Origin of the sequence: Neolewinella aquimaris (assembly GCF_014197245.1) — a bacterium.
GTDB classification, from domain to species: Bacteria; Bacteroidota; Bacteroidia; order Chitinophagales; family Saprospiraceae; genus Neolewinella; species Neolewinella aquimaris.
The window spans coordinates 298443-314529 of sequence record NZ_JACIFF010000008.1 but is presented as its reverse complement, the minus strand read 5'-3'; the positions used below and the strand labels follow the sequence as shown (position 1 = coordinate 314529).

Genomic DNA, 16087 nt, shown 5'->3' with positions numbered 1-16087 from the left:
GAACAGAGAAGTTAAGCTGCCCAGCGCCGATGGTACTTGGACTTGATCCCGGGAGAGTAGGTCGCCGCCAATTTTATGAAAGCCTCATCGCTAGTTAAGCGGTGGGGCTTTCTCCGTTTGGGGGGGGACGGCGGGGGAGGGAAAGCTTACCGCAGATTAGGGCAGATGTAGATCGCGGATTAACGCAGATTAGGGGTGGTAGGCGTGGCAGGCGTGGTAGGCGGCGGAGTAATCTGCGTGAATCTGCGAAACCAATCTGTTTAAATCTGCGGTAAAAAAACCTACAACCGATAATCCCACCCCACCAACAACCGATCACCGTCCCGCCACCGCAACCAGCCACTATATCCGGCCTCTGAGTCTCCCTCCAGGAATGCCCTCACGAAGATCCAGTCCCCCTCTATCCGCTCAGACAGTAGTATTTCATCAAGGGTGATACCAGTTTCCGGATCGGCATGCACCAGCGGTCGCTGACGCACCGGGTTGTTCTCCGGATCTAAAGGATAAACGGCGTATACGTTCACTAGAAATTCCGGCCAGAATTGTACGCTTACCGCCGTATGGTTCACCCATCCGCGCCGACCGGTATCCGCATTGAGCTCGACCTGCACGCGATCTCCGTGGACGCCCACCATTCGGAAATACATCGCTTCGTAGTCTTCCTTTTTGTAATAGGGTAGCAAATAGGGTGGAGCGTACTGAAGAATACTCTGGTTGTCCCGGTAACTATAGACCAGGCTGTCGACCGGTTCCGCGAAGTAGTCGGTTCGGTCGTAAAAGTCAAGGTATACACCTGTGCGGGTAAAGGGCACCTGCACGAAACCGAAACCTTCCAGTGCTACACCCGGACTCTGTTCCACGCCAGCCAGTGTATCGGATAAATTGGAGGTAACCACGATCAGTGTATCGGTCGAATCTTCCTTCCGTGGCACATTGCGGTAACTCTTTTCTCGCTCAATCTCCCGCTTCGCCCGCTGCTCCGCGATCGTGTGACGGGTGTGTAAGACCATTCCTACATTGGCAACTAAGAGCATCCCCGCAAGGATCCAAATCTGTTGTGCTTCCGCTCGCCAGATGTAATAGCCGACTAGGCCGACCGCAATCACTGCACCAATCAGCATATAAAAGGCTACAATGGCTCCCCCGGCCAGCATCTGACCCTGACCCGCACTCCGACCGGGGTAGCCGGCAACCAGAGCACCCGCCAGGAAGGCGAGGATGATTGCAATAACACCCGACACGATCTTGCTCCAGCGCATGGGCTACAGTTCATCCAGATCCAGCTCGTCGTAGGCATCCTCCAACTCGGCCATGTTTCTCAATTGTCTTCCCTCGATCTGCACGACACTTTGATCGAAGACAACCGCCAGGCTGCCTGACATACTAGCGCTATCGAAGGTCCGGATGGCTTTGTGACCGTCGATCTGTAACGTCTTGGTGGATTTAGTCCCCTCCTCACTATCCATTGTGAACGAGTTGACCATGTCCATATTGGCCATGTTTCCGCCCATTCCGTCGCTGATCGTAACCGTGATTTTACGCTCGTCCGTCGCTTGATCAGTATAAGTTGCCGTTGCGGTAGCAATGACGAATCCGCCGGCACCCATGCTATTTGAGCTGGATTTTTCGCGATCCATCCCCAGCAATTTTTCCGGCAGCATCGCCTTCAGTACCTCTTTGTCGTGGACGGGTCGATCGTTCTTTTCCTGGATTCGTTCCATCTGTTGCTGGGCCGCCGCAACGGATGCTTCTGATGGATCTTCTTCCGTTGCCGCCCGCTCGGCGGACTCGGTGTTGCAGGAAGAGTAAACTAAGCATAGCAGAAATAACAGAGTAAAGCGCATTGTAGGAGAGCTTGGTGACTTCTTCAGTAGCCCTCAGCATCATGACGGAGCTATTAAGCCTTACTATTTTGGAAGTTAAAACACCTAAATATAAGGGTTGGATACTATTTTAACGCTAACAAGCTGCTATCGAGTCATCCATTCGCTCGTCGATAGCTGTGTCTTGTCCAACTTACCCTCACCGCTATGCAACTCCATCACTGCCGTTTATTCGTTCTCCTTCTGCTGATTACCGGCCCGGTCCTCGCTCAATCCGACATCGAAGGATCGTCCGACCACCCTCTTCTGACCCGCTATCCGGAAAGCATCATCACGTGGTATGAGACCGAGAAGTACTTCGAATACAATCTGGCTACCGGACCCATTACGGGCTACCGCTACATCGCCGAACGCGATACCGTAGCCGGTCAGGTCTACCGCATTTTTTACGACCTGCCGTCCACCAAGGAGGAGGTATCCATCGGCGAAGTGTACATCGACTACAAACGAGCAATGGAGCAGGCGGGAATGACCATCCTGGCCGAAGGGCTCGTTCCCGACGGCGGCGGTAACAAGATCGGATCCCCCCAGTGGATCGGCATTGCCCTCGCGTCCCAACAGCCCCCCGGTGGTTCACCTGCCAGCAAGCTATTTGCGGGCACGGCTACTAGTGGCGGCACCTTCACCCTCATCGGGCGCCTGTCTCAGCCGGAAGGAACAACCTACGTAGTCATCTACGGTGAACGGCACAGCAAGGACCTTATCGGATACCTGGTCGACATCATCGAAGTAGCATCCGCAGAAACCGGACGCGTAAGTCTCGACCCTGACTACCTGGCCGGCGAGCTGGAAAGCAAGGGTACGGTAAGCATCTACGGCATCGAATTCGACTTCGATTCCGCCACCTTACGCGAATCGTCCTATCCGGTCCTGGAGCAGATTGCCGCCTACCTCACCCAACACCCCGACAAGAACCTTTACGTCGTGGGCCACACGGATATGCCCGGTACCCTGGAGTATAACCGCACCCTTTCGCATGATCGTGCTGCCGCCGTCGTCCAAGCTCTGGAAAACGACCACGGTATCGCTACCGGACGATTGCTCCCCGATGGGGTCGCCTTTCTGTCCCCGAAATCCACTAACGCCACCGAAGATGGCCGCGCCCTCAACCGGCGGGTAGAACTGGTGCTACGGCCAAACTGATGTTGAGGCGTTGCGGGCTAAGTTTGGACCGGTAGGCAAGGGGCGGCAACGCGCAGGAGCAAGGCAACGAGTAATCCAATCCCCTGATTGTGAAAAATATGCACAGCCCGTTCTTTTTCCTTATATTGTTAAGAGGAGGGAGATCATCTTCTATCCCTGTATTTCCTAAATGCATTCTATACGTATAGCTGTCCGATCGGATTAATATCAACGTAAAAACACCTGACCATGATCGATATACAAGCTAAAGTTAGAGAGTATATATCTGATAATAGAACAGAAGATGCAATACAGGAATTACTCGCCTGGAGTGAAACGCATAGTAATTCCAGTCTGCGCAACGATATAATATTACTAAAATCAAGATTTACCAGGGTCAAGCAGCAGGAGCGAATCGGAGTGATCAGCTATACGGATGCTCTGCGGGAGCAGTCTATTCTGGCAAATTCATTGTTAGACATCACGCAAAGACTAGAACTGCCGACCAACGGGGTAACCTTCCCAGAGAACAAGGTGGAGCGAGGCAAAAAAGTCATTTTGTTCCTCGCCTCCGCGCCCTTAGATCAGGCAAAATTGCAATTGGAAAAGGAGTTCGCCAGAATTTTCTCTAGCCTCCAACTTGGAATAGTCGAATACAAACTCGTAGCGGAATGGGCGATCACTGCCGATTCAATGCAGCAAGCGATTCTGAAGCATAAACCTAATTTTATCCATTTCTCCGGCCATGGGGAAACCGGAAACGAGCTGGAGGGAGGCATCATTCTCATAAACTCCGAATCCAAAGCACAACTGGTTTCCGGTAAGGCACTTGAAAACATGTTCCGGATCTTTTCGAGAAAGGTGGACATTGAGATCGTCCTGCTCAACTCATGTTATTCCGAAGACCAGGCACACGGCATCAATAAGCATGTCCCTTATGTGATCGGCATGAACGATCAGGTTGGCGACGACTCCGCAATCGAATTCTCAACGGGCTTCTATCGTGGCCTAGCCGATGAGGAGGACGTGGAGTTTGCGTTCGATCTGGCCGTCAATATGATCCAACTCCAGGGGTTAGATGATGACGCGGTACCCGTGCTGCTACGCGGAAGTACCAAAGCATCAGCCCCTCAATCAGAATGAGGCAGATCGATTGGGGGGTAGTCGAATTTGGGGTCAGTTTGCCGGGATCACCATTACGAAAGTTCTACCTCTGTGAGGATGCTGAATGCCGTCCGAATGAGCCGATCAAAAGTGTAACGACCTCGATATTTTTCACATCAAGAAATACAACCAGATGTCTATGGACTAAAACCTAAAACACCTGTAAATCAAGTCACCTCGGACACGAAAGTCAAGAACACAATGGAACCATCCACCATATCAGACCCGCAAATGGAAAGCCAATTGCTAAGTGACCTTCAGTGGAACTCACTGCTACGTACGATCGAGCAGGAACGGTGTGTGATCTGCGTGGGGCCGGAGTTCTATACCACGCCCGGAGATAGCAGAAGCCAGAGTGCGCGACTGAGCAGTTATCTGAGGGAGCATTCCGCCAAAATCGGCATCAAAGTGCGGGAAAATGGCTGGTATCACCTCCGTGACAACGGCGATCACTTGGTTGTCCACGAAGCAGTTAATATTTTCTATGATTCTGAACGCCAGGCTGCCAGGGAAAGACTAAGTAAACTGGCCAGCATCCCGGGACATCTCTTCCTTTGCCTGACCCCCGACCGCCACCTGGCCGCTGCATTCAAAGAAAAAGGGTACGCGTGCGAAATTGGTGAATATGTACGAAATGAACCGGACCGTAACATCTCCGTGCCGGACAAACACAGACCCCTCGTATACAATCTGGTAGGGGATTTGGAACAACGTAACTCGTTGGTACTGACCTACAACGACTTTTTCAACTATATGGAAAGTACGTTTCGTGGTAACAGTATGTCTATTTTGCTGAAGGACAACATTTTATCGGCTGAATGCTTCATTTTTCTGGGTATGCCGCCCGATGATTGGAGGATGCACATGTTCATGCACATTCTCAAACAGCACGAGAACCGAAAAAGCAAGTACGCCACCATACCCAACGCCAACGATGACATCCGCGAAAGCTGGCAGTGCCAGTACGGTATACGGCTGATGAACGAAGACATTGATGGGTTCCTTAACGGACTTATCACGCGCTGTGGGGCTAAAAACCTACTTCGCGAGAAAGCGGCAGTACAAACTTCACACGCTTCGGTATCACAAGGGCTACGCGCGATGATCGGCAATTCAAAGACATCGGATGCTTTGAATCGATTGCAACACGAAATTAAACGGACCGGTACCGCCGGCCGTGACCTCATGTTGCAGGTAATTCAACTTAAATCCCGTCACACCGGGCTGCAGGAGCAAATTACGTTAGGAATAATACCGGATAACGATAGCAAGCTGGAGCTGAACAAAATAAACGTCTCGCTCCTGAAACTGATCGATGACCTTGAAGCTCTCCAACCACACGCCATGAGCTTATGAGCAAGCAGGTTTGGAACGCACGTAGTCGGTATCCCGGTCCCCAGCCCTTTAGCGAGGATCAGGCGGATATCTTCTACGGGAGAGAGCAGACCGCAGTCAAATTCCACCGGCTAATCCGTCAGGAGCGAATGGTGGTACTTCACGCCAAATCGGGAGTTGGCAAGAGTTCTATCATTAAGGCAGGGCTACTGCCGCTGATACGGAAGAGCGGTGATTTCATTCCGATCGAAGTCCGCTTCGGTGCCGCTGACTCGGAGGAAGTAATCGCCCCACAGGTCACTACCCGGATCACTATTGAAAATACCCGCCTGGCCCTCGAATATTCCCCGCCCGATCTATTTCATCTGAACAAACTGATTCCCACCGACGATAGCCTCTGGCGGGCGCTGAAGGAACTGCAACTATCCCTTCTGTCCGCTTCCGGCAGTGATGCGGAACTTCCCTCCCTGTTGCTGATCTTCGATCAGTTTGAAGAGCTCTTTACTTACCCACGCAGTCAGCAGCTGGTATTCCGTCGGCAACTTGCCGAAGCACTCCACACCATCCTGCCGCAGCGATACTGGGACATGCTCAGCCTGTATGAGGGAGAGAACAGTCCGCTTACCCAGGATGAAACCCAGCAGCTCCTGCGGGGATTTAAACTCCACGTAATTATAGCCATCCGGGACGACCGAATGCACCTGCTGGGAGGACTATCCGACTACATACCGATGATCAGCAAGGTATGGTTCGAACTATCCCAACTGAGCCGGGAAGAGGCCGCCCGCGCCATTGAAGTGCCGGCGGCTCAGGCAGGAAACTTCTCATCACCTCCCTTTTACTATACTCCGCCGGCGCTGGAGGCCGTGGTCGACTACCTCGCCGCGGGGGAAGCCGGAATTGAAAGCACCCACCTTCAGGTCATCTGCGACGCCCTCGACCGCCGCCTCGGCAATCAGGCTGACCGAACGATCACTACCGCATTCCTGGGCGATCTGAAGACCATCAGCGAACGATTCTACCGGGATAACCTAAGCTGCATTTCCGATCCGGCCCAGCGTATCCTGGCTCGGCAGCTTATCGAGGATGAGCTGATCTACGAAGAAGGGGAGCGCAGGCTCAGCCTCTACAGCGGTCAGATCTACGACTTCGGCCTAACCGAGGAAACCCTTCACACCCTCACTAACGAATGCAGGCTCCTAAGATCTAACGCGGATCTGCGTGGCGGTTACGACTATGAAATAAGCCACGACAGCCTGGTCAAACCCATCCTGACCGCCAAGGCAGAACGAAAGGCCGAGGAAGAGCGGGTGGAAAGGGAGCGGTTGGCTCAGGAGCAGGCGGCGGTTCTTGTTAAAGAACGTGAGGAAGCTCGCAAGATAAGGAGATCAAACACTGTCTTGGTTGCTCTCACAGTAGCACTGCTTGTAGCACTCTCAACGGCGATCTTAGGTATGGTGAGCGCTAAGAAAAGAGCCAGGGAGGCTCTTGACGCCCGGGAGTTAGCTAAAAAACAAGCCCAAAGAGCAGAGAATGTTCTAAATAATATATACTTCTATAATGGAGAATTTGGATTAGCGACCAAAGGTCAGGATGAGTACTTGACTTTCGGCTTCATTAATAAAAAATTGGATGTAAAAATACCTTATAAGTACAGTAAAGCCCAACCATTTGAAAAGCAAGGGTTTGCAAAAGTAAATGAGGGGCCTAAACAACTGCTCATAGATACTTTGGGGCATGAATATGAACTAGCTTCCGAAATTGGCGAGTTGAATCACACTGTAAAGGCATTGGATTGGCGGGGAAAGGAACAGAAAAATTTACCAGCAATGGTTAATGTATACCCCTCTCTTCAAATTTTATACGCCGATAATGTCGGCTTGAATTCCATCGCCGGACTGAATGGATTGTCACAATTGACTCATCTAAGCCTGAGCTCAAACAACTTAGCTGACATAGGTCCGCTTACCGCCCTAACGAGTTTGCAAACCCTTGACTTGAGTGACAACACAAATATAAGTAATGTTGATGCACTCGTTAATTTAAGAAAGTTAGAAACACTTAACATAAGTAACAATGGCAGCTTGATGAACATCAATGCTCTAGGTAACTTAACGAGTTTGCGAATACTTGATTTGGGTCAGACAAATGAATTAAACAACTTTGATGCGCTGGCCAACCTCACGAATCTGCAAACTCTTGATTTAAGTGGCCATACGAGTCTGAATAATATCAACGCTCTGGGGGGGCTAACTAACTTGCAAACGCTTGATTTAAGTGGTAATACGAGCCTCAACGACGTTAGTGCTTTAACGAGTCTTACGAGCTTGCAAGCGCTCAATTTAAGTAGAGATACGAGCCTAACCAACGTTAACGATTTAGCGAGTCTAACGAATCTGCAAACACTTGATTTAAGTGGTAACACGAGCCTCACCGACGTTAACGCTTTAGCAAGTCTGACGAGATTACAGACGCTCCATTTAAGCAATATTAAGAACCTAAGCGACATTGAAGGATTGGCCCACCTTACAAGATTACAGTTACTCAACTTAAGTAATAATGAGAATCTGGGCCGTATTGATGCACTTACCAACCTTACAAGTTTGCAAGAGCTTTATCTAAGCAATAGCATTGTCACAAACAGCATTGACGGTTTAGCTAACTTAAATAGCTTGATAAAGCTTGATTTAAGTAACAATACTGAATTAGTTGATATTGATGATCTGGCCAGTCTAACAAATTTACAAATACTTTATTTGAACGGCAATACTTCCCTAACGAATATCAATGGACTGGCCAATCTGACAAATCTACGAACATTAAATCTAAGGAGCGTTATAAAGCTAAATAACATCGACGCATTAACTAATCTGACGGATTTACAAACGCTAGATTTAGACAATATTGTGGCCCTAAGCAATGTTGATGGTCTTGCTAATTTAACTAAGTTACAAAAACTCTATTTGAGTGGTACAGACAGTTTAAGTAATGTCGACGGTCTTGCCAATTTGAAAAATCTACAAACGCTCTATTCAAGTGATAACTTCTGCCTAAATAGTGTTGACGGTCTTGCTAATTTGAAGAATTTGCGAACGCTCTATTTGAACGATAACCCCGAGTTAACAGACATCAACAGTCTCGCTAACCTAATAAATCTGCAAGCGTTAAATTTAAAGGGTAACACAGCCATAAAAGATGTCAACGCACTAGCAAATTTAACTCGCTTACAGGAGCTGAATTTGAGTGATAATACTTCCCTGGTCAATGTAGACGGACTACTCAATATGACAAGTCTGCAGGAGCTTGATTTGAGTGGTAACAAAGCACTCGGCAACATCGAAGGTCTTGCCAATTTGGCAAGTTTGCAGAAACTCAATTTGAGTTACAATCCCTCTCTAGTTGACGTCGATGCGCTAGCCAATTTAAAATGGTTGCGAACATTAAATATGAGTGGCATCACCGCCCTGAAAAACGTAGACGCACTCACTAATTTGACAAGTTTACAAACGCTCATTTTGAATGGCAACACCTCACTCAGTAACATCGACGGACTGGCCGGTCTGACAAATTTACGAGTTCTTGAATTAGATAGCGCAGATCTAAGCAACATCGACGCTCTGGCCAACCTAACCAATTTGCAATCGCTCAGATTAAGCAATAACGAGGCATTGACCGATATCAAGCCCCTTTTCAATCTGACTAACTTGAAGTATATAGATTTAAGAGGAACTGGGGTTGCTGAAGAGCAAGTCAAGATGCTAGAACAGGCACTCCCCAATTGGCGAGTGATAGATTAGCGTTAATATTTAGAGTGTTGAAACCGGTCCAAATATTCGGATGACCTTAAGGATTTGCCAGTCGTACCTTAATAGGGCCGAAATAACCCTCCGTAATGAAATTGGATCACCAGCTAAGTTGAACACTTAACTTGGACGATCACAAAAACAAACACCACCCAATGCAAATCACCCACCTCCTCCAAACCGAACTGGCCCACGAGTACTCCACTACCGCCAAATTCTTTGACCGCTACCCCGTAGATAAAAATAAGTATGCGCCCCACGAAAAAAGCATGGCGCTCAGTCACCTGGTCACCCACCTCACCCACATCTTCGGCTGGACGGGCGACATGCTTGCTACCTCGTACATGGACCTCGCCGACACCAAAACGCCGTCCCCCCTCACCTCCTCCTCCGACCTCATCGCCGAGCTGGACAAAAATTTCAACCACAGCAAGGAGGCACTGAGCAAAGCGACCGACGATGACCTGGAATCCAATTGGGCCCTAAAAATGAACGGCAACCTCATCGCGGAATGGAGCAAGTATTTCGCCATCCGTCAGGCCCTCAACCAGATCACCCACCACCGCGCGCAGCTCGGCGTCTACTACCGGCTGTTGGGCATCCCCCTGCCTGCGAGCTATGGCCCCAGTGCAGACGATCAGAGTTTCTAAGTCGACCAGCGTGCACTGGGCGGCGGGGCGCAGGTGCAAGGTAATTCCCAAGGAAGCTTTCGTTGCCGGTCACCTCGTCGGCCGACGCTATATATGCGGTTGCCTCAGATCAAATTAGAGTGCAGATACCCGTGTTTGCGGGGCGCCAACATGGGACATCGATAAAAAATAAATGTGATAACACATTAGAAAAGATGTAGTGATATCCCGTACTTTATACCAGGTTATCCCCACACACCGACCCATTTTCCGCCCGCTACCCCCGGGGGAAACATAACAACGTCATTTTGCTGGTCTGACTGGATGTGAGCGCGCTCCTCCGTCCGTCTCTTCATGGTACGCCCGCCGTGGCTATGGTATCAAAGCTGCCCCACTCCGGGGGACCAGCCCGTACCGCTTATGTAATGCCTCACCCAAAATATTACATTATGCAAGTCCGAAAATCTACCCTACATGTGCTGCTCCTGACGGTGTTGCCCTTCTTTCTCCTCAGTCTTTCGCCCGTCCACGACGCGGTATGTACCATCAACAACGTCCGGCTGGGGGGACAACCGGGCGACGCCTACATCGGGCCCACCTGCGACAACAACGGCACCTACCGCACCTGCTTTTACATCAGCGGTCCGGATCTCCCCAATAATGCAGCAGCCTACAGCATCACAATTGAAGGTATACCGTATACGGGCGCCTTTCTGCAGGTCATCGGTCTACAGGAAGTGGTAGTTTGCATTCTCGGCGTGCCGGGCGACGGGACCCAGAATGTCGACGTAACGGTAGACGCGGGAAGTGGCTGTACCTACACCGCAACCGACCTGATCGACGAGCCCAAGTGCACCTGCGAGATCACCGACGTACGCGTAGCCGGCCAGCCGAGCGACGCCTACATCGGACCCACCTGCAACAACGACGGTACTTACCGCACCTGCTTCTACCTCACGGGCACCTTCCTGCCCGCCAACGCGGCTGCATACACCATCACCGTGGATGGCGTAGCCTACAGCGCAGCTTTCGTACAGGTACTAAGCCCCCAGCAAGTGGTGGTCTGCGTAACCGGCGTGCCGGGGGATGCCAGTGCCGACGTGGACGTCACGATCGACGCCGGTAACGGCTGCACCTTTACGGCCACTAACCTCTTCGATGAGCCGAAGTGCACCTGCGAGATCACCGACGTGCGCGTGGCCGGCCAACCGAGCGACGCCTACATCGGACCCACCTGCAATGGCGACGGCACCTACCGCACTTGCTTCTACGTCACGGGCAACTTACTGCCCTCCACCACGGCGGGATACGAAGTAGTCGTTGACGGGACCTCTTACCCGGTCGCCTTCACTCAGGTTGTCAGCCCTCAGCAGATAGTGATTTGTGTCAACGGCATTCCGGCCGACGGTACGAAGGGCGTTCCCGTTTACGTGCGGCTTTCCGGCGACCCGGAATGTGAGATGCTGGTCTGCCCGCTGTACGACGAACCCGTCTCTTGTCCGGGAGGCGACTACCCGCCGGATCCGGTAGCGGGCGCGTGGGACGTAAAGGCCATTGGCGGGGCCGGCGGCGGGATTACGTTCGACGTCTGCGATTCTGACGAGTTCACCATCACCGCCACGGGAGCTTCCAAAAAGAACCGCGACGAGCAGCAGCTGGTGTACCAGGAGATGTGCGGAGATGCCGAGATCGTCGCCCGGATAAGCAGCCAGAGCGGCATCGGTTGGGTAGGCCTTGAAATGCGTCAGGACCTATCCGACAATTCACCCATGGTGGTACTTAAGCGCAAGCGCAACCCGATCGTGCGCGGAGAGTACCGCCTTACGACCGGAGGCAAGACCGGCTTTGCACAGGACAACCGGCGGCACGACAGCTGGCTGCGGCTGGTCCGCATCGGCAACACCTTCACCGGCTATACCTCCACGGACGGCCAAACCTGGAAACTGCTCTTCACCAGGAAGGTAGTCATGACGAACTGCATCAGGGTGGGCCTCTTCGCCGAGAGCCTGAACGACAGGCAGGTAACGGTGGGCGTATTCGACGAGGTCATGATTTCCGATTCCCCTACGGCACCGCTGGCGGCCCCCGCCGCGCCCGTGGCCATCCTGCCGGCCCAGCCGGAAGTCACGCCGTTTGACTTCGATCTCTTCCCGAACCCCGCCCACCACCGGGTATCCCTCGGCCTGTCCGCCTTCGCCGGCCAGTCGGTGGTGGTGGAACTGCGCTCCCTGACCGGGGCGGTGGTGCTGCGCCGGAGCTTCTCCGCCGATGATTCGCCCGCTGCCACACTCGACGTAGACCGGCTACCCCCGGGTGCCTACCTCGTCTCGGTGAGCAGCCCGACTGGGCGGATGGTGAAGAAACTGGTGGTTGGGGGCGGATAGGGGAGCCGCAACCGACCGAAACGGGTGGAGCCCCTCCAGAGGCGATCACTGATAGGTATGCTACCCACCACCGGCTATGGAGTCGACGTCAAGCTTCCCTACCGATTTGGCGACGGCCATCGACACCGTTGCGTCGCCCGTTATGTTGGCGATGGTGCGGCACATGTCCAGGGGCCGATCGACGGCAAAGATCAGCGCGATGCCCTCGACGGGGATGCCCGCCTGTCCGAGGACGATGACCAGCATCACGATGCCGGCGCTCGGAACGGCCGCCGCGCCGATCGATGCCATACTGGCGGTAAGGACAATACCGAGTTGGGTGGCCAGGTCGAGCTCGAGCCCGAAGACCTGAGCGACGAAAACGGCGGCGACCGCCTGGTGCAGGCTTGTGCCGTCCATATTGACGGTCGCACCGATGGGCAGCACGAAGCTGGCGATCTCCTCCGACACGCCCAGGTGCCCGGTAGTGCGCTCCAGGGTCACGGGCAGGGTAGCCGCACTGGAGCTGGTGCTGAAGGCCAGCAATTGCGCCGGTGCAATGCCGCGGAAAAACGCTCCGTAACCGACGCCCGTGAACAGGCGGACCAGCAGGGGGTAAAGTCCCAACGTCAGGATGCCCAGCCCCAGCAGTACGCACAGGCTATACGACAGCAGCGCCGCGAATAGATCGGCGCTCGGTGCCTCGACCACCAGTGCGGCCAGTAGGGCGAATACGGCGTAGGGTGCGGTCGCCATCAACAAGTCGATCAACTTAAGCACGACTTCGTTCACGCCATCGAAAAAGGCCTTTACGGGCCGCGCTTTGTCGGGGGGGATCAGGATGAGACCAATGCCAAAGAAGACGACGAAAAAGATCACCTGCAGCATATTGCCGTTGTAGGCGGCCGCGCCGACGAGATTTTCCGGCACCATTTCCACCAAAAAATGTAAGGGCCCCTGGTCGGCCTGGGAGGTAGCGATCTCGATCCGCTGTGAGGCGTCGCTGGCGTAAGCGGCCAATAGTTGCTCCCGCGTTTCCGGGGAAACGACCTTGCCCGGATTCACCAGATTGACGATACCCAAGCCGATGATCACCGCCGTTACGGTCGTCATCAGGAAGAGGCCCAGGGTGCGGCCGCCGATCCGCGAAAGCTGGGAGATGTCCTGTAGGTCGCTGATTCCCTTAATGAGCGAGGCGACGATTAGCGGAATGGCTATCAGTTTCAGCGCGTTGATGAAGATGATGCCGAAGGGCTTGATCCAGTCCACGACGAATTCCGTCGCCCCTGCCGCACTGGCGGCAAAGCCGAACGCGACGCCCAGTACCATGCCGATGATGATTTTCCAGTGAAGGGCTAGTTTCCTCATGTTTAGGGGTGCAGGAGTGAAGGAGTGAGGGGGTGAAGGGGCTGCCGCACTTGAATGCTCGCTGGCGCTCGTGGTGGGATGAGGATAGGAGGTAAAGCTACGCCGGGGGGGTGGTATTATTACGGCCCATGTCAGACCTCCCAAACATAAAATTCCAACTTCACCAGGCCTGCGTTGCCGACACCGACCGCCGCATCGCTACCCTTCACAATATCCTGGACGGGATCAATACCTCCCGCGAAAGCGAAACCAAGAGCAGCGCAGGGGATAAATACGAAACCGGGCGCGCCATGCTGGGCCGGGAGGAAGCTCAGGCCAATCGCCAACTGCTGCAGGTGATGGAGGACCGGCGGACGCTGGCGGCACTGAAACTGCAAAGTAGCGAAGGCCGCGTTACGCAGGGTAGTTTGGTGGTGACTCAACACGGGAGCTATTACCTGTCCGTAGGGCTGGGCAAGGTCAGGCTGGGGGAGCAGGTGTATTTCTGCATTTCTGTGCAGTCGCCGATTGGACAGGCATTCCTGAACCGCGGGATAGGGGAAACCGTCAGCTGTAACGGCATTACTCATACGATCGAGGGTATTTTCTAGATCGGATCTACTAAGGTCTTCACCAAAGAGGCCGGCATTCCAGGAGTAAGCCTTGCACCTGCGCTCCGCCGCCCGAAGCACGAAACCGGCGAAACGAGTACCTTAAGGTCTCCCGCTGCCTACAACGTTCCGATCATGCGCCATGTCCTGCTGCTGCTTATCCTTTTCGTTGCCGCCACCGTGCCGGCTCAGGAGGGTTCGCCCGCCGAACCGGATTCCGGGCAAGAAGAGATCATCCGCCAGCGCGGCTACGTTACCTACCGCGACTTCGGCGCCGCGGACGACGGGACTACCGATGCCAGTGCGGCCATCCGGGCAGCGCACGCCTACGCTAATCGCCACGAACTGCCAGTGCGTGCCATGGATGGCACCTACTACATTGGCGGTAAAGACCGGACTGCGGAAGTACTGACTTCGACTGACTTTGGCACCGCTACCTTCCTCATCGACGATACGGATGTCGACAACATCTCGGCGCCGGTGTTTCTGGTTGGCTCGCGGGAGGAGATCTTCGTACCCCAGGGCATTACCCGCCTGCTGCGTGGTCAAGAACGTCTCCCAATTAAACTGCCCGCCGCCAGTCTGGTGACCGTGACCAACGACTCCGTGCGCCACTACATCCGTTACGGACTTAACCAGGACCGGGGAGCGGCGCAGACCGACATCTTCGTCGTCGACGCCGACGGGAGGGTGGACCCACAAACGCCCATCATCTGGGACTTCGACCGCATTACCGAGATCACCGCCCGCCCGATTGAGGAGGATACCCTGTACATCACCGGTGGACGCTTCATCACCGTAGCCAACCAGGCGGAATCCAAATACACCTACTACGCCCGCAACATCGTCGTAGAGCGGTCGCGGGTAGTGGTCGACGGGCTCGAGCACCGCATCACCGGGGAAGGCGAGCACGGGGCCCCCTACGGCGGCTTCATCAACCTGCGTAACTGCGCCTACGTGACGGTGCGCAACTGCGTACTGACCGGCCACAAGACCTACTCCACCATCGGCGCGGCCGGTCGCCCGGTAAGCATGGGCAGCTACGACATCCTGGCCAACCGGGCCCTGCACGTCTCCTTCGTGAACTGTACCCAGACCAACGACATCAACGACCGTACCTACTGGGGAATCATGGGCTCCAACTACTGCAAAAACCTGGTCTACGACAGCTGTGTCCTCTCCCGTTTCGATGCCCACAAGGGGGTGGCTAACGCGACCATCCGCAACTCCACCCTCGGGCACATGGGCATTAATGCCATCGGCAGCGGCACCCTGACCGTGGAAAATACTACGGTGCGCGGCGGCCGCTTCGTCAACCTCCGCTCCGATTACGGCAGTACCTGGCGCGGTCAACTGCTGCTGCGCGACTGCACCTTCGTGCCCACCAACGTCGGCGCGGCGGTGATCGACGGCCACCACTCCGGACAGCACGATTTTGGCTACGTCTGCTACATGCCGGACAGCATCACCATCACCGGCCTGCACATCGACGATTCCGGACTCCCCGCCGACTACCCGGGGCCGGCCCTGTTCGCTGACTTCAATCCGCAGCGCACGGACACCGCCTACGCCGAGCCTTATCCCTACATCCTTACCGAGCGGGTGATCCTACGCGACGTCACCACCGCCAGCGGCAAAGCGCTGCGGCTGAGCGATAACCCGGTGATGTTTAGGGGGGTGGAGGTGGTGAAGGAGAAACGGTAGATGGTGGCGGGCACGTCTGGTCGTTTTGTAAGTGGTTCCGTTGCCTTATACCTAACGGAAGGAACAGGCGCGACCAGTTTAAGGGTACAGTGAGGGGTACGTCCGGTGCGCCCCATCGACTGTAAA

At 54.0% G+C, this 16087-nt stretch carries 11 protein-coding genes and 1 rRNA gene; 9 read left to right on the top strand and 3 right to left on the bottom strand.

The window, feature by feature from the left end; all coding sequences use genetic code 11:
- A 5S ribosomal RNA gene (gene rrf, locus GGR28_RS19525) occupies positions 1-73 on the top strand; the annotation flags it as partial.
- A 208-nt stretch (positions 74-281) separates the two neighbouring features.
- Here rrf and GGR28_RS15790 read toward each other — a convergent pair.
- Both GGR28_RS15790 and GGR28_RS15785 read right to left on the bottom strand, forming a co-directional pair.
- Positions 282-1259 carry a hypothetical protein gene (locus tag GGR28_RS15790; protein ID WP_183496788.1) on the bottom strand — a complete coding sequence of 326 codons (978 nt, stop codon included), beginning with the start codon at positions 1257-1259 and terminating at the stop codon, positions 282-284.
- Between the two features lie 3 nt (positions 1260-1262).
- Positions 1263-1844, bottom strand: a complete 582-nt coding sequence (locus tag GGR28_RS15785) for a hypothetical protein (protein WP_183496787.1) — start codon at positions 1842-1844, stop codon at positions 1263-1265.
- A gap of 186 nt (positions 1845-2030) precedes the next feature.
- Between GGR28_RS15785 and GGR28_RS15780 the strand changes: the two genes are divergently transcribed.
- From GGR28_RS15780 to GGR28_RS15755, 6 genes are all read left to right on the top strand, one after another.
- The gene (locus GGR28_RS15780; RefSeq protein ID WP_183496786.1) at positions 2031-3026 is read left to right on the top strand and encodes an OmpA family protein; all 996 of its coding nucleotides are present in this window, start codon (positions 2031-2033) and stop codon (positions 3024-3026) included.
- 228 nt (positions 3027-3254) lie between these two features.
- A complete protein-coding gene (locus GGR28_RS15775) occupies positions 3255-4148 on the top strand; it encodes a CHAT domain-containing protein (RefSeq protein WP_183496785.1) in 894 nt (297 codons plus the stop codon).
- A 222-nt stretch (positions 4149-4370) separates the two neighbouring features.
- A complete protein-coding gene (locus GGR28_RS15770) occupies positions 4371-5525 on the top strand; it encodes an SIR2 family protein (protein ID WP_183496784.1) in 1155 nt (384 codons plus the stop codon).
- A complete protein-coding gene (locus GGR28_RS15765; RefSeq protein WP_183496783.1) occupies positions 5522-9301 on the top strand; it encodes a leucine-rich repeat domain-containing protein in 3780 nt (1259 codons plus the stop codon). The genes GGR28_RS15770 and GGR28_RS15765 overlap by 4 nt, the downstream gene beginning before the upstream one ends.
- A 161-nt stretch (positions 9302-9462) precedes the next feature.
- Complete coding sequence (locus GGR28_RS15760; RefSeq protein ID WP_183496782.1) at positions 9463-9957, top strand: DinB family protein; 495 nt, start codon at positions 9463-9465, stop codon at positions 9955-9957.
- A gap of 428 nt (positions 9958-10385) precedes the next feature.
- Positions 10386-12320, top strand: coding sequence for a T9SS type A sorting domain-containing protein (locus GGR28_RS15755; RefSeq protein WP_183496781.1), 1935 nt, complete (start codon positions 10386-10388; stop codon positions 12318-12320).
- A gap of 60 nt (positions 12321-12380) precedes the next feature.
- On the opposite strand, the gene GGR28_RS15750 is transcribed toward GGR28_RS15755, so the two are convergent.
- Positions 12381-13667 carry a dicarboxylate/amino acid:cation symporter gene (locus GGR28_RS15750; protein WP_183496780.1) on the bottom strand — a complete coding sequence of 429 codons (1287 nt, stop codon included), beginning with the start codon at positions 13665-13667 and terminating at the stop codon, positions 12381-12383.
- 128 nt (positions 13668-13795) lie between these two features.
- Here GGR28_RS15750 and GGR28_RS15745 point away from each other — a divergent pair, with 128 nt between their 5' ends.
- Positions 13796-14257, top strand: coding sequence for a 3-oxoacyl-ACP synthase (locus GGR28_RS15745; RefSeq protein ID WP_183496779.1), 462 nt, complete (start codon positions 13796-13798; stop codon positions 14255-14257).
- 135 nt (positions 14258-14392) lie between these two features.
- Positions 14393-15961 (top strand): right-handed parallel beta-helix repeat-containing protein, encoded by a 1569-nt coding sequence (locus GGR28_RS15740; RefSeq protein ID WP_183496778.1) that lies wholly within the window; start codon positions 14393-14395, stop codon positions 15959-15961.
- Positions 15962-16087 lie beyond the last annotated feature (126 nt).

Coding starts and splice junctions, on each gene's coding strand:
- GGR28_RS15790 (WP_183496788.1), bottom strand. CDS start 1,259: ATGCGCTGGAGCAAGATCGTGTCGGGTGTTATTGCAATCATCCTCGCC.
- GGR28_RS15785 (WP_183496787.1), bottom strand. CDS start 1,844: ATGCGCTTTACTCTGTTATTTCTGCTATGCTTAGTTTACTCTTCCTGC.
- GGR28_RS15780 (WP_183496786.1), top strand. CDS start 2,031: ATGCAACTCCATCACTGCCGTTTATTCGTTCTCCTTCTGCTGATTACC.
- GGR28_RS15775 (WP_183496785.1), top strand. CDS start 3,255: ATGATCGATATACAAGCTAAAGTTAGAGAGTATATATCTGATAATAGA.
- GGR28_RS15770 (WP_183496784.1), top strand. CDS start 4,371: ATGGAACCATCCACCATATCAGACCCGCAAATGGAAAGCCAATTGCTA.
- GGR28_RS15765 (WP_183496783.1), top strand. CDS start 5,522: ATGAGCAAGCAGGTTTGGAACGCACGTAGTCGGTATCCCGGTCCCCAG.
- GGR28_RS15760 (WP_183496782.1), top strand. CDS start 9,463: ATGCAAATCACCCACCTCCTCCAAACCGAACTGGCCCACGAGTACTCC.
- GGR28_RS15755 (WP_183496781.1), top strand. CDS start 10,386: ATGCAAGTCCGAAAATCTACCCTACATGTGCTGCTCCTGACGGTGTTG.
- GGR28_RS15750 (WP_183496780.1), bottom strand. CDS start 13,667: ATGAGGAAACTAGCCCTTCACTGGAAAATCATCATCGGCATGGTACTG.
- GGR28_RS15745 (WP_183496779.1), top strand. CDS start 13,796: ATGTCAGACCTCCCAAACATAAAATTCCAACTTCACCAGGCCTGCGTT.
- GGR28_RS15740 (WP_183496778.1), top strand. CDS start 14,393: ATGCGCCATGTCCTGCTGCTGCTTATCCTTTTCGTTGCCGCCACCGTG.